The sequence below is a fragment of the Alexandriicola marinus genome, assembly GCF_004000435.1.
Lineage (GTDB): Bacteria > Pseudomonadota > Alphaproteobacteria > Rhodobacterales > Rhodobacteraceae > Alexandriicola > Alexandriicola marinus.
In genome coordinates, this window is record NZ_RBVZ01000001.1 from 311,355 (window position 1) to 325,097 (window position 13,743).

Consider the following 13,743-nt stretch of genomic DNA (forward strand, 5'->3'; position numbering starts at 1 on the left):
TTCAGCTTTCATTCGTGAACGCTGGAGGCGTAGCACGGAAATTGGGCTGCTCTCCACCGTTGGAGCGGGCGATGGTGATCATCAGGTGCAAGGCCGCTTCGGACGAGTCAGGTCTCAGAGCCAGGTGCGTCCGGCTTCTGCTCCAGCAGGTCCGCTGCGCTTGCGATCACGCCCGAGGCACGAAGGGCCGCGATCTCGGGTTCGCCGACCACCGAGCGGTCGTATTCATCGCGAAGCGTGCCCTCGTCGGCCTGCGCGGCCCAGCGTCTCCAGGTCCAGCCGAAGTTCGAGGCGATGCCGCCCGCGATCAGCGACTGGATATGGGCCACTTTCCTGGCAAACCGGTCGTAGTCCGACAGCCCGACATGTGCTGTGACGATGTCGGTGGCGGTTTCGGTGACAACCGTTGCCCCTTCGGCGGCAACGACGTTGTGTAGCCCATCCGTGAAGCCCGCGATGTCGCCATTGCGCAGCCGGTCCAGACGGAAAATGATCTTGGAATCCGGCGCGAATTGCAGCCACGTCAGTGTCGGGTTCGACTGGAGCTTCTTGCGAAAGTTCCTGTCGACCTGGATGTAGAGGTCCGTCTGTGCATAGGCCCCCGGATGAGGGGGAAGGGGCATGCGAAGACCCTGATCGGACAGCACGACGTTGTAGCGTGGGATCTTGAGCACGTCTGCCTTGGTCGCGGCCAGACAGGCGCGCAGATCACCCGCTTTCGGGAGGGGAAATTCATCGGCGTCCATTCCGATGAGCCAGTCCGAGCGCATCGCCAGAACCGCGTTCATGGCGCGCTGTTCCATGACCTCGTTGGAATCGTCGTCGCGCGTCTCGATCAGTTGCACATCCGGCTGGGCGGCCACCCATTCGCGCGTCCCGTCGGTAGACGCCACGTCATGAACCACGATCTCGGTCACCCCGATGGCACGAAGATTCCCGATGCAGGGGCCGATCAGGCTGAATTCGTTCTTTACCCCGACAAGTGCGGCGATCGTCGGTTGGGGCTTGCGTCCCAGACGACGCAACAGGGCCGACAGGCTTCGGGTGATCAGGTTGCCTTGAGAGTGGTTCAACAGGGAGGCTCTGTTTCGAACAGCCGAAATTCCAGCGCGATGCGGGTGGTGTCGGGTTGCGTATTATATCCCAGCCCGTGGATCAGGTGGGAGCTGAACATCAGAACCTCGCCGTCCGTGATGCGCACCCGTTCCAGCGCGGTCTGCCCGCCCCAGGTCAGGATGCTGTTCACCCGGTAATGCTTGCCCTGCATAATGCTGCCCGCGCGGGTTCTGAGTATCTCGGCCTCGCTGAGCAGATGTGATCCCGCGGCAAGGGGCAGCGCGCTCTGGGGGCCGACCCCGCAAATCGGGATCCAGAAGTTGATCATCCGCGGCACGCGGTCCGCATGATCGACGTCTTCATAGATATCCTTGTGGACCGGATTGAAATCGTCTGACCCGGGGCGGTTCACCCGAATGATGATATGGACCTGTTCGCCGGTTGGCGGCCAGATATCCGACACCGGAAAGCCCAGCTCGGCGCCAAGCCGCTCGTGGAGTGCGGCGATATCCAGATTGAAATCCGAAGGAAACAGATCCCGTGTCCGACCGACGACTTTGTAATGCAGGTCGTCATCCACAAAACGATGATACTGCTCGATCGGCGCGTCACCCAGATCGACGCCCAGATCCGAGAGGATGTGCACCAGCGTATTTCGAATTCCGGTCTTCAGGTCGGCGAACTCGGCGGGTGAGAAGACCTGGCTGACCGCGAACCCGGTCTGGTACCAGGGCTGGCCCCATGTCGGGTCGGTATCGGGGCTGGCCAGAACGCGGTCTGGGCCGAATTCCGCCCCCTCGGCACCGCTCAGGCGCAATGTCAGCGGTGTTCCATCGACTGTGTAGGTGTGGTCGGTCTCAGTTTCCATGCGGACTTCCTATTCGCTCATAACCGCGATCACAATGTCTACCCTCCCGGTTTGCAAGGGTATCCGCCAGTCCCCCGAAGGCAGGAAACCTAACGTCAAGAATGCCTGTCGTGCCCAACAGATCAAGCGTTTTCGCCCCGAGGGTCCCGGCCGGGCTGCGAGCCCGTGGCATTGCTCTTCCCGGGCCGATCGGTCGGATCAGTCGCGGTTGGGCAGGGCGGCAAGGAACCGGGCCGCAGCGTCGACGGCGGCGCCCATGTCGTCGGCGCTTGCGAATTCCTCGGGGCGGTGGCTGATGCCGCCCCGGCAGCGGACAAAGAGCATCACCACGGGGCAGAGGTCGGCCATGGCAGAGGCATCATGCGTGGCCCCCGAGGGCAGGCGGGGGGCGCCCGGCGCCGCCTGTTCGAGTGCCGCGACAAGTGCGGGGTCGCAGGGCACGGCCGGTTGGGCATAGGTCTGCTCGATCCCGAAGCCGGTGTTGCGCGCCTGCGCGATCGCGGCCCCGATTTCGCGCGCCTCGGCATGGAAATCGGCGCGGCGCCGATCATCCTCGTGCCGGATTTCCAGTGTCAGTCGCGCCTCTGAGGGGATGGCGTTGACGACATCGGGAAAGACCGAGATCGATCCGATCGTGGCGCGAAGCCCGGGCCAGTTGCGGGCCGTATCGTGAATCGCGGTGACGAAATCCGCCGCCGCGACAAGGGCGTCGCGGCGCCCCTCCATCGGCACCGTGCCCGCGTGGCCGGTCTGTCCCGCAAACCGCACGGCGTTGCGTTCGATCCCGCAGATGCCGGTGACGACGCCAAGCGGCTGATCGGCTTGTTCCAGCGCCGGACCCTGTTCGATATGGATCTCGAGATAGCCCAGAACCGAGCCCGGGTCACGCGCAAGACCCACGACATCGCCCTGCGCCCCGCCAAAGGCATCGAGCGCTGTACCAAGGCTGATCCCGTCCCGATCCTCGAGCGTGAAGACCTCAGGGTCCACCGTGCCCGCCAGCGCACGCGGGCCAAGAAGTGCCGTGGGAAAGCGCACGCCTTCCTCGTCGGCAAAGGCCAGAACCTCGATCGCGCAGGGCAGGGGCGTACCGCGGGTGTTCAGCGCCTCGATCGCGAGGCAGGCCAGTGCCACGCCCATGATCCCGTCGTATTGTCCGCCGCCGCGCACCGAATCCTGATGCGAGCCGATCAGGAAGGCGGGCGCATCGGCGGGCCCCGTCCGGCCGATCAGTGTGCCCGCCGCATCAAGCCGGATCTCGAGGCCCGCGCGCGTCATCCAGCCCTCGATGATCTTGCGCGCAGCCGCATGTTCGGGCGTGAATGGAAACCGGGTCACACCGGGTCCGGTCAGGCTACACCCGGCGATCTCGTTCAGCCTGTCTTGTGCTTCCAGACCCCAATCCATCCTGCCTCCGTCATTTATCATGATAAATTTGTGCTACACTTTGCGCAGACCAAAGTCTATGACATCTCCAGTGGAACCAACGGTGTGGCGCATGGATGGTGTAGTCGAAACGACGCCGCGGCCGCGGCGGTCGCGCCCGGTCAGGGTCGCCGACGAGATCAAGCAATGGGTCGTCGAGCGGGACCTGCGCCAAGGCGCCAAGCTGCCCAACGAGGCCGAGATGATCGCCCTTTTTGGCGTGTCGAAGGGCACGGTGCGCGAGGCCATGCGTATCCTCGAGGCACAGGGCCTGGTCGTGACACGCACGGGCCCCGGCGGGGGCAGTTTCGTTGGCAAGGTTTCGGCCGAACGCGCCCGGTCGCTTCTGGCGAATTACTTCTATTTTCAGGACCTTTCGATCAGCGACATCTACCAGATGCGCCGCGCGCTCGAACCCGAGATGGTCCGCTCTCTCGCGGGATCGCTGACCGGCGCCCAGCTGGATGAGCTTGAGGCTCTGGCCGAGCGGTATCCCGAACCTGCCCAGACTGCCGAGCAGGAAAAGGAACAGCACATCGCGTCGCTTGCGTTCCATGCCCGGCTGTCGGATTTCGCGGAGAACCGGCTCATGGGCTTCGTCATCGGGTTCATGGCGCGCATCCTCACGGACCTCACGGTCTATCGACGGCTTTACGAGCCGCCGAACCGCACGCTTTGGGAACGTGGCCGCCGTCACCAGATCGATCTCGTGGCGGCCTTGCGTGCAGGCGATGGTGAGGCCGCCGCCCGGATCATGGCGTCGCACATGAAGGGCGCCGAAGAGATGATGGTCGCGCAGGAAGTCCATCTCAAGCGGCAATTCATCGAGGATTGAGCCCCGTTGCGCGTCAGGGCGCGCGGGTCTTGTCGCGCAGGACCGGAACCTCGTCGAGCCAGCCATAATAGGGTTGGGACTGCGTTTTTTCGTAAAGCGAATGAAGGGCGGCGATCGGGTCGTCGGAATGGTCGATTCGCACGTCCAGCGGCGGTGAGTCGGGGGACAGGATCAGCATGGCCGCCGATTGCAGCCCCCGCGAATCCCCGCCGGCCGCCTGCGCTGCCGCGAACACCGAAAAGAGGCGCGCCGCTGCCGTCGGGTATTCGCCCTGCGCCGCATCCCGCATCGCGGACAGAACCTCGGGGCCCGCCAGCATGTTTCCCGCCACGACGAGGTTATCCTCGAGGATCGCGTCCGCATAGGGAATGCTGCGCGCCCCGGTGAAGGCCGCCGTGCCCCCCGACCGGTCAAGCGCGGCCATCTGGCGGTGATCGCGACCGCCATCCGCCCCGGTCAGCGATCTGACGACCGCCTCACTGCTCTGACCCGAATGCAGGCGTCTGAGACCCTCGTCGCGCCAGAACGTGCTGGGCGCGGTGCCCTGGCTCGCAACCATCCCTGATTCGATATCTCCGCGCAGGACCCAGCCCCCGACACAGAGCGACCCGGTGGCCGCGGCCCCCGCGAAGACGCCTGTTTTTCGGTCAAATGTGAGAATCGAGAAGGTCATCGCGGGCTCCTGTGACAATGCTCTTGAATTTATCATGAGAATTTGCGTGACTGCAATTAATCATGATAAATTGATGATCCAACAGAGAGGAACAGCCATGAATGTCCTGAAGATGACCCGCCGGGCCCTTTTGGCCACAACGGCGGCCGCGGGCCTCGCCCTCGGCGCGGCGCCGGCCCTTGCCCAGACGCCGCCCGGCGTGCTGATCGTGGGCCAGATCGCCGAGCCGAAATCGCTCGATCCGCATACAGTGACGGCGGTCAACGACTTCCGCATCCTGATGAACATGTATGACGGGCTCGTCCGCTATGCGCCCGGCACGCTCGAGGTGGCCCCGTCGCTCGCCGAAAGCTGGGAAATCAGCGAAGACGGCACGGAATACACCTTCAACCTGCGCGAGGGCGTGACGTTCCATGACGGCTCCTCGCTCGATGCCGAGGCGGTGGTCTTCAACTTCGAGAGGATGCTCAACGAGGACCATCCCTATTACGAGACCGGCCCGTTCCCGCTCGCCTTCTTCTTCTCGTCCGTGCAAACGGTCGAGGCGCTGGATGAGTTGACAGTGAAGTTCACCCTGAACGAACCCTACGCCCCCTTCCTGTCGAACCTTGCCTATCCGACAGGCCTGATCGTGTCGCCCGCCGCGGTGATGGAACATGGCGCCGATTTCGGACGCAATCCGTCGGGGACAGGTGCGTTCACCTTCGGGGAATGGCGCTCGAACGAGGCGGTCGTTGTCGAAGGGAACCCCGACTATTGGGACGGCGCTCCGGCGCTGGATGCCGTCGTCTTTCGTCCGATCACCGACGCCAACACCCGCACCGCCGAGATGCTGGCCGGCGGCATCGATCTGATGGTCGAGGTGCCGCCCGTCGCGCTCAGCGAATTCCAGGGCGACAGCTATACGGTGCATGAACAGGCCGGCCCCCATGTCTGGTTCCTGATTCTGAACGCCAAGGAAGGCCCCTTCGCCGATGTCCGCGTCCGTCAGGCCGCGAATTACGCGATCAACAAGGAAGCCATCGTCAACGACGTTCTGGAAGGCACGGCCGAAGTGGCCGCCGGCCCCACGCCGCCCGCCTTTGCCTGGGCCTACAATCCCGACCTCGAGCCCTATCCCTATGATCCAGAGCGCGCACGCGAGCTGATCGCCGAAGCCGGGGCCGAGGGTGCGGAACTGACATTCTTTGTCACCGAGGGCGGATCGGGCATGCTCGATCCAGTGGCCATGGGCACCGCGATCCAGGCCGATCTGGCCGCCGTGGGCTTTGACGTCACGATCGAGACCTACGAGTGGAACACCTTCCTTGGTGAGGTGAACCCGGGCCTCGAGGGCAAGGCCGACATGGCCGAAATGGCGTGGATGACGAACGATCCCGACACGCTGCCCTTCCTTGCGCTGCGCACCGCCGCCTGGCCCGATCAGGGCGGGTTCAACTCGGGCTACTATTCCAACCCCGAGGTCGACGCTCTGCTTGAGCAGGCACGCGTCGCCACCACGCAGGACGAACGGGCGGAGCTGTACAAGCAGATGCAGGTCATCGTTCAGGAAGATGCCCCTTGGGTCTTTGTCGCGAACTGGAAGCAGAACGCCGTGACCTCGGCCAATGTCGAGAATTTCTCGCTCGAGCCGTCGTTCTTCCTGCTTCTGGATGACGTGGTAAAGAACTGATCTCCCGTTCGGCCCGGTGACCTCCGGGCCGATCCTGAGGGCGGGTGTTCACGAACATCCGCCCCGTTTCCTTCGGAAACACGAATTCACACAACGCAAGCGGGGCAACGGCGCATCATGGCCGGCTATATCCTCAAGAGGCTGATTTCCGCGATCCCGGTCCTGCTGGGCATCTCGATCATCGTCTTCGTGATCATGGCGCTGATCCCGGGCGACCCGGCGACGGCGATCCTGGGCTCCTACGCCACGCCCGAGAATGTCGAACGGCTGAACCGCGACCTCGGTCTCGATAAGGGGATGGTGCAGCGGTATTTCATCTGGCTCGGCAACATGCTGACCGGGGACTTCGGGCGCTCGTTCGCCCTGAACCGGCCTGTAATCGACGAAGTTCTCGAACGCTTCAATGCGACGCTGGTTCTGGCGGGCACGTCATTCATCCTGTGCTCGCTTGTCGGGGTGGCGGCGGGCGTGGTCTCGGCCTCGCGGCAATACGGTCTGGCCGACAAGGCGATCACCTTCGTTGTTCTTCTGGGCATCTCGATCCCGTCGTTCTTTCTCGGCATGATGATGATCCTGATCTTCGCGGTGAACCTGCGGATGTTCCCGGTCTCTGGCATGTGGCCGATCTATGGAGACCGGGATCTGGCCGCCCTGATCAGCCATCTGACATTGCCTGCGCTGGCGCTTGCCGTGGTGGCCACGGGCGTGATCGCCCGGCTGGCGCGTTCCGCGATGCTCGAGGTGCTGCGGCAGGATTTCATCCGCACCGCGCGCGCGAAAGGCGTGCACGAGCGGTCGGTCATCTGGCGCCATGCGCTGCGCGCGGCGATGGTCTCGATCATCCCGGTTCTGGGCATTCAGGCGGGCTTCGTGCTGTCGGGCGCCGTCTATATCGAAATCGTGTTCCAATGGCCCGGCGTCGGCCGGATGCTTGTCGATGCGATCCTCAAACGCGATATCCTGCTGGTGCAGGGCGGGGTCGTCTTCGTCGCGGCCTGCTACGTGATGTTCAACATCGCGGTGGACGTGGCCCAAACCCTGCTTGATCCGCGGATCCGCTCATGAGGGCCTTTTTCGCACTCCTCGCCCGCAACCGGCTGGCGCTTGTCGGCCTGATCGTCATGGGCTGTGTGATGATCCTCGCGCTGATTACACCGATCCTGCCGCTGGCGGATCCGGATGTGACGGACACGTCCCAGCGGTTCCAGCGGCCGTTTACCGAAGGCGCGCTCCTCGGGACCGATCACCTGGGCCGCGACCTTCTGAGCAGGCTGTTGTGGGGCACGCGGCTGAGCCTTGCCGTCGGAATAGCGGCGGCCGTGATCGCGGCCACGCTGGGGGCCGCGATCGGCATTGTCGCGGGCTTTTACGGCGGGCGCACGGACAATGTCATCATGCGCGGCGTCGATATGCTGATGGCCTTTCCCTACATCCTTCTGGCGCTGGCGATCGTGGCGGCGCTCGGGCCGGGGCTGATGAACGCGCTGATTGCCGTGGCCGCCGTCAACATCCCCTTCTTCGCGCGCAATATCCGCGGCGTGACCGTTGGCATCGCCAACAAGGAATTCGTCGATGCCGCGCGCCTGTCGGGGATGGGCGATCTGCGCATCATCCTGACCGAGATCCTGCCCAACGTGATCCCCGTCATCGTGATCGCCATGTCGACCACCGTGGGCTGGATGATCCTCGAGACCGCGGGCCTGTCGTTCCTCGGCCTCGGCAGCCAGCCGCCCAAGGCCGATCTGGGCTCCATGCTGGGCGAGGCGCGCTCGGCCCTGATCACCAACCCGCACACCTCTGTCGTGCCGGGCGTCATGATCCTGATCATCGTCATGGCGGTGAACCTCCTGGGCGACGGGGTGCGCGAAGCGCTTGATCCGCGGCTGCGTTCGGGCGCGCTGACCCGGCCCATGGCCGCAACGCTGGTGCGCCGCAAAGGGCCGGTGCCCGAGGCCTCCGACGACGCGCTTCTGGCGCTGCGCGGGCTTGAGACGCAGTTTCATGTCAAGTCGCGCATCTACCGCGCAGTGGGCGGTGTCGATTTGCAAGTGCGCCCCGGCGAATGCCTCGGCCTGATCGGGGAAAGCGGCTCGGGCAAGTCGGTGACGGCCCTGTCGATCATGGGCCTTGTCGCCTCGCCGCCGGGTGTGATCACGGGCGGCGCCGTGCATTACAAGGGGCGCGACCTGATCGGCGCCCGATACGAGGACCTGCGCCGCCTGCGCGGCAACGAGATCGCCTATATCTTCCAGGATCCGCTGGCCACGCTGCACCCGCTCTATTCGGTGGGCGATCAGCTGGCCGAGGCGATCACCTGCCACCACAACGTCAGCAAGGCCGAGGCCCGCGCCCGCGCGGTCAATCTTCTGAAATCGGTCCGCATCCCCAATGCCGAGGACCGCGCGAACAGCTATCCGCACGAATTGTCGGGCGGGATGCGCCAGCGTGTGGGCATCGCGATGGCACTGGCCAATGACCCGGAGGTCATCATCGCGGATGAGCCCACGACCGCGCTTGACGTCACCGTGCAGGCGCAGATCCTGTCGCTTCTTGATGATCTGCGCCGGGAACGTGGGCTCGCCATCGTCTTCATCACCCATGATTTCGGCGTCGTGGCGCAGCTGTGCGACCGGGTCGCCGTCATGTATGCGGGCCGCATCGTCGAAGAAGGGCCGACGGATGCGATCCTGAACGCGCCGGCCCATCCCTATGCCGCGCGGCTCATGGCCTGCGTGCCCGAACTGGGCGAGGGCAGGCGGGAACTGGCCGCGATCCCTGGTCTGCCGCCAGCCGTCAACGACCTGCCCGATGGCTGTGCCTTCGCGCCCCGCTGCGACAAGGCGCAGCCGGCCTGCCGAACGGGCGAGATCGCGCTTGCGCGCAGCTCCGACGTCCGGCGTGTGCGCTGCATAGACCCCGAACCGATCCCCGAGGAGGCCGCCGGATGAGCATCGCGCTGCGCCTGACCGAACTGACCAAGACCTTCGAAGTCGGCAAACGGCTGATCGGTCCGCCCAAGGGCCGGGTTCGGGCCGTCCAGCCTGTCACTCTGGATGTGACCGAGGGCGAAACGCTTGGCATCGTCGGGGAATCCGGGTGCGGGAAATCCACGCTCGCCCGGATGCTGGTGGGCCTCCTGCCGCCCAGCTCCGGCACGATCGAGATCGACGGCGCGCCGCTGGACAATGCCGATCCGGCGATCTTCGGGCGCAAGATCCAATACGTGTTTCAGGATACGATCAGCAGTCTCAACCCCCGAAAGACCATTCGCCAGATCATGGAAGCGCCGCTGCGCCACCTGCACAAGATGGACGCTGCCGCCCGAAAGGCGCGGATCTCCGAGATCTTCGAGGCGGTGAATCTGCGCGAGGAATTCCTCGACCGCTATCCGCACGAGTTTTCCGGCGGGCAGGCTCAGCGGATCGGGATCGCGCGCGCGTTGGCCGCCGATGCCCGCATCCTTGTCCTTGACGAGCCGGTCTCCGCGCTTGACGTGTCGATCCAGGCGCAGGTGCTGAATCTTCTGGCCCGGCTCAAGGCCGAATTCGGCCTGACCTACCTTTTCATCAGCCATGACCTTGCCGTGGTCGAAGCCGTGAGCGACCGGGTCGCGGTTCTCTATTTCGGTGCGGTGGTCGAGGTCGGCCCCGCCGATCGCGTCTTTTCCGCGCCGCGCCACCCCTACACCAAACTTCTGGCCGACAGCGCGCCGGTCGTGGGCCGCGCACTTGCGGCGCCCGAGGGGCGCGAGACCGAATTGCCCGACCCGATGAACCCGCCCGAGGGCTGCGCGTTTCGCGCCCGTTGTCCCAATGCGACCGCCGTTTGCGCCACAGCGGCGCCCCCGCTGGAGCGGCAATCGGACGGGGTTCAGGTGGCCTGTTACAACCCTTTGTGACAGGGTCCGCGAAAAGGCCAGAGTAACCTATTATAAGTTACTGAAAAATCGTGATTAACAGGCAGGGGTGCGACCGGTATGTCATGCGCCCAACCGCCGCATACCGGGCGGCGGTTTCGCCCCTATCTCAAGTCACAAGCGGGGAGCCTCCCGCCGTTGCCTATGGAGATACAGGATGGATATGCTTGACGGTTTCATTTTGTCGCGGATTCAATTCGCGGCCAATATCTCGTTTCACATCCTGTTCCCGACAATCACCATCGCGCTGGGCTGGGTGCTCGTGTTCTTCAAACTCAGCTTTGCGCGCACCGGAAACGAGGCCTGGATGAAGGCCTATTTCTTCTGGGTGAAGGTCTTCGCCCTGTCGTTCGCGATGGGCGTCGTCTCGGGTATCACCATGTCGTTCCAGTTCGGGACGAACTGGCCCGGCTTCATGGAAAGCGTGGGCAATATCGCGGGGCCGCTTCTGGCCTACGAGGTTCTGACGGCTTTCTTCCTCGAGGCCGTGTTCCTTGGCATCATGCTCTTCGGCTTCAGCCGCGTGCCCGGCTGGGCGCATACCGGTGCGACCATCCTCGTGGCGTTCGGCACGACGATGTCGGCCTTCTGGATCCTTGTCCTGAATTCGTGGATGCACACACCGGCAGGCTTCGAGATGCGCGACGGCGTGGCCTTTGCGACCGACTGGTTCGCCATCATCTTCAACCCGTCGATGCCCTACCGTCTTGTCCACATGCTGCTGGCCTCGGGCCTGACGGTGGCCTTCCTGATCGCCAGCCTCTCGGCTTTGCGCTGGCTGATGGGGGATCGCGGAGAAGACGTGCGCAAGACGCTGCGTCTGGGCATGGTGATGGGGGCCGTCCTGATCCCCATTCAGATCCTCGCAGGTGACATGCACGGGCTGAACACGCTCGAACACCAACCGGCCAAGGTCGCCGCGATGGAGGGCAACTGGGAAACGCAATCCAATGTGCCGCTGTTGCTCTTTGCGATCCCCGATGAGGCCGCGCGCGAGAACCGGTTCGAAATCGGCATCCCCAACGGCGCGAGCCTGATCCTCAAGCACCATGCCGATGGTGTGGTGCCGGGGCTCAACGATTTCGTGGCCGAGGATGGCACGATCCAGCATCCGCCCGTGGCGCCGGTTTTCTGGTCGTTCCGCGTGATGGTGGCCACCGGCATGGCGATGCTGGTGATGTCCTGGGCCGCGCTTTTCTTCATGCGCCGGGGCCGGGGGATCGAGGGCCTGCCCCGCATCATGATCTGGGCGCTGGTCCCGATGGGCCTGTCGGGCTGGGTCGCGACGCTTGCGGGCTGGTACACGACCGAAATCGGACGCCAGCCGTGGCTCGTGACCGGCGTGCTCGACACCAAGGCGGCGGTGGGCGACGTGGCGCCGGCGCTCGTGGCCTCGACCCTGATCGCCTATCTCGTGGTCTATGCGGCCTTGCTGGTCGCCTATATCGGAACGCTGGTCTACCTCGCGCGCCGTCAGGTCGGGCAGGACCATGACAAGACCGAGGGCCGTCCCGCGACCGGGGCCGTCCAGGGCCTGCCGGCAGAATAGGAGAGACGTGATGATGACCCTTTTCGGGGACCCGGCCGTCTGGCTGCCCCTCGCCTTCGCAGGGCTCATGGGCCTGTCGATCCTGATCTACGTCGTTCTTGACGGGTTCGATCTGGGGGTGGGGCTGCTGACGCCGCTGGCAACCTCGGCCGAGAAGGACAAGATGGTGGCGTCCATCGGCCCGTTCTGGGATGCCAACGAGACATGGCTCGTTCTAGCGGTGGGCCTTCTGCTGGTGGCCTTTCCCGTGGCGCACGGGGCCATCCTGACGGCGCTCTATCTGCCGGTCGCGGTGATGCTGATCGGGCTTATCCTGCGCGGTGTCGCCTTCGAGTTTCGCGCCAAGGTGCCCGCACCGCGCAAACCGCTTTGGAACAGGCTGTTCTTCACTGGCTCTGCCATGACGTCGCTGTCGCAGGGCTACATGCTGGGCCTTTATGTGATGGGGTTGTCGAACACCCCGGCCGCCCATGCCTTCGCCGCGCTGACGGCGGTGTTCCTGTCGGTCGGATACAGCGCGATCGGCGCCGCATGGCTGATCCTCAAGACCGAAGGGGCGCTGCAGCAAAAGGCCTATGACTGGGCGCGCGGCGGCCTTTGGGGGTTGGTCCTTGGGATCGGGGCGATCTCGATCGCGACGCCGCTGGTAAGTGAACGGATCTGGGATCACTGGTTCTCGGTTCCCGAGATCTTCCTGCTCGCGCCGCTGCCGCTGTTGTCGGTGGGGCTGGTGATCGGGCTGTGGATCGCATTGCGGAAACTGCCGGACCTGCCGCAGGATCATTGCTGGATCCCCTTTGCCATGACATCGGCCCTGTTCGTTCTGGCCTTTTTCGGGTTGGCCTATTCGTTCTACCCCTATGTGGTTCCTGAACAGATCACCATCTACGAGGCCGCCGCCGCGCCCGAGAGCCTCTTCATCATCCTGTGTGGGGCGCTGGTCGTTCTGCCGATCATCTCGGGCTATTCGATCCTCGCCTATCGTATCTTCGGGGGAAAGGCGCAGGACTTGCGCTATGATTGAGCGATCGACGCGTTTCATCAGGGGTGAACCGGAATGCTGAAACAGGCCTTTTCCGCAGTCTTTCTCGCGCTTGCGACGCCTGCAGCCGCGCTTGATCTCGACACGCCGTTCGCGTCGATCGACGGCGGCACCCTGGCAGTCGCCGACTGGGCGGGACAGCCGGTTCTGATCGTCAACACCGCCTCGCAATGCGCCTTCACCCGGCAATATCGCGGTTTGCAGGATCTGTACGACAGGTATCGCGACCGCGGCCTTGTGGTGCTTGCCGTGCCGTCGGATGACTTCAACCAGGAGCTTGAGACCGAGGCCGAGGTCAAGGAATTCTGCGAACTGCAATATGGCATCGACATGCCGATGACGACGATCACCACGATCACAGGCCCCGACGCGCATCCGGTCTTTGCCGCCCTTCGCGAAGAGGCGGGCTTTGTGCCAGACTGGAATTTCAACAAGGTCCTGATCGCCCCTGACGGCAGCGTCGCGGGCAGTTGGCGATCGGTTGTGAGACCTGACGCACGCACCATCACCGGCGCGATCGAGGCGTATCTGCCGCCGTCCTGACAAGACGGTGCGCCAACGCACAGATGTCGTCTGCACTACGGCTCGATTTGTTCTGGGGAGTATTTCGAAACTGGAGCGGGCGATGAGATTCGAACTCACGACCCTTACCTTGGCAAGGTAATGCTCTACCCCTGAGCTACGCCCGCTCTCCGTTTCGTAGAGCG

Annotated in this window: 12 protein-coding genes and 1 tRNA gene; 8 read left to right on the plus strand and 5 right to left on the minus strand. The window is 64.3% G+C overall.

The annotated features are described in order from the left end of the window. Window positions 1-107: 107 nt before the first annotated feature. The 3 genes from EP376_RS01565 to EP376_RS01575 all read right to left on the minus strand — a co-directional run bounded on the left by EP376_RS01565 (window position 108) and on the right by EP376_RS01575 (window position 3,331). Complete coding sequence (locus EP376_RS01565; protein WP_164744837.1) at window positions 108-1,073, minus strand: glycosyltransferase family 2 protein; 966 nt, start codon at window positions 1,071-1,073, stop codon at window positions 108-110. Then, a complete protein-coding gene (locus EP376_RS01570) occupies window positions 1,070-1,924 on the minus strand; it encodes a phytanoyl-CoA dioxygenase family protein (RefSeq protein ID WP_127653780.1) in 855 nt (284 codons plus the stop codon). Before EP376_RS01570 ends, EP376_RS01565 begins: the two co-directional genes overlap by 4 nt. A gap of 198 nt (window positions 1,925-2,122) precedes the next feature. After that, a complete protein-coding gene (locus tag EP376_RS01575; RefSeq protein WP_127653781.1) occupies window positions 2,123-3,331 on the minus strand; it encodes a M20 family metallo-hydrolase in 1,209 nt (402 codons plus the stop codon). Window positions 3,332-3,422: 91 nt separating this feature from the next. Between EP376_RS01575 and EP376_RS01580 the strand changes: the two genes are divergently transcribed. Next, entirely contained in the window at window positions 3,423-4,184 is a 762-nt protein-coding gene (locus EP376_RS01580) for a FadR/GntR family transcriptional regulator (RefSeq protein WP_127653782.1), read from the plus strand. Window positions 4,185-4,197: 13 nt separating this feature from the next. On the opposite strand, the gene EP376_RS01585 is transcribed toward EP376_RS01580, so the two are convergent. Then, the gene (locus EP376_RS01585; RefSeq protein ID WP_127653783.1) at window positions 4,198-4,857 is read right to left on the minus strand and encodes a DUF1028 domain-containing protein; all 660 of its coding nucleotides are present in this window, start codon (window positions 4,855-4,857) and stop codon (window positions 4,198-4,200) included. A gap of 97 nt (window positions 4,858-4,954) precedes the next feature. Between EP376_RS01585 and EP376_RS01590 the strand changes: the two genes are divergently transcribed. The 7 genes from EP376_RS01590 to EP376_RS01620 all read left to right on the plus strand — a co-directional run bounded on the left by EP376_RS01590 (window position 4,955) and on the right by EP376_RS01620 (window position 13,579). Beyond that, window positions 4,955-6,529: an ABC transporter substrate-binding protein gene (locus tag EP376_RS01590; RefSeq protein WP_127653784.1), complete on the plus strand. Its 1,575-nt coding sequence runs from the start codon at window positions 4,955-4,957 to the stop codon at window positions 6,527-6,529. A 117-nt stretch (window positions 6,530-6,646) separates the two neighbouring features. After that, complete coding sequence (locus EP376_RS01595; protein ID WP_127653785.1) at window positions 6,647-7,594, plus strand: ABC transporter permease; 948 nt, start codon at window positions 6,647-6,649, stop codon at window positions 7,592-7,594. Then, window positions 7,591-9,477 (plus strand): dipeptide/oligopeptide/nickel ABC transporter permease/ATP-binding protein, encoded by a 1,887-nt coding sequence (locus tag EP376_RS01600; RefSeq protein ID WP_127653786.1) that lies wholly within the window; start codon window positions 7,591-7,593, stop codon window positions 9,475-9,477. The genes EP376_RS01595 and EP376_RS01600 overlap by 4 nt, the downstream gene beginning before the upstream one ends. Beyond that, the gene (locus EP376_RS01605) at window positions 9,474-10,427 is read left to right on the plus strand and encodes an ABC transporter ATP-binding protein (RefSeq protein WP_127653787.1); all 954 of its coding nucleotides are present in this window, start codon (window positions 9,474-9,476) and stop codon (window positions 10,425-10,427) included. The genes EP376_RS01600 and EP376_RS01605 overlap by 4 nt, the downstream gene beginning before the upstream one ends. 175 nt (window positions 10,428-10,602) lie before the next feature. Then, window positions 10,603-11,994 (plus strand): cytochrome ubiquinol oxidase subunit I, encoded by a 1,392-nt coding sequence (locus EP376_RS01610; RefSeq protein WP_127653788.1) that lies wholly within the window; start codon window positions 10,603-10,605, stop codon window positions 11,992-11,994. Window positions 11,995-12,007: 13 nt separating this feature from the next. Next, window positions 12,008-13,018 carry a cytochrome d ubiquinol oxidase subunit II gene (locus EP376_RS01615; RefSeq protein ID WP_127654693.1) on the plus strand — a complete coding sequence of 337 codons (1,011 nt, stop codon included), beginning with the start codon at window positions 12,008-12,010 and terminating at the stop codon, window positions 13,016-13,018. Window positions 13,019-13,051: 33 nt separating this feature from the next. Then, window positions 13,052-13,579 (plus strand): glutathione peroxidase, encoded by a 528-nt coding sequence (locus EP376_RS01620; protein WP_127653789.1) that lies wholly within the window; start codon window positions 13,052-13,054, stop codon window positions 13,577-13,579. A 71-nt stretch (window positions 13,580-13,650) separates the two neighbouring features. On the opposite strand, the gene EP376_RS01625 is transcribed toward EP376_RS01620, so the two are convergent. After that, window positions 13,651-13,725, minus strand: a tRNA-Gly gene (locus tag EP376_RS01625). Window positions 13,726-13,743: the final 18 nt, after the last annotated feature.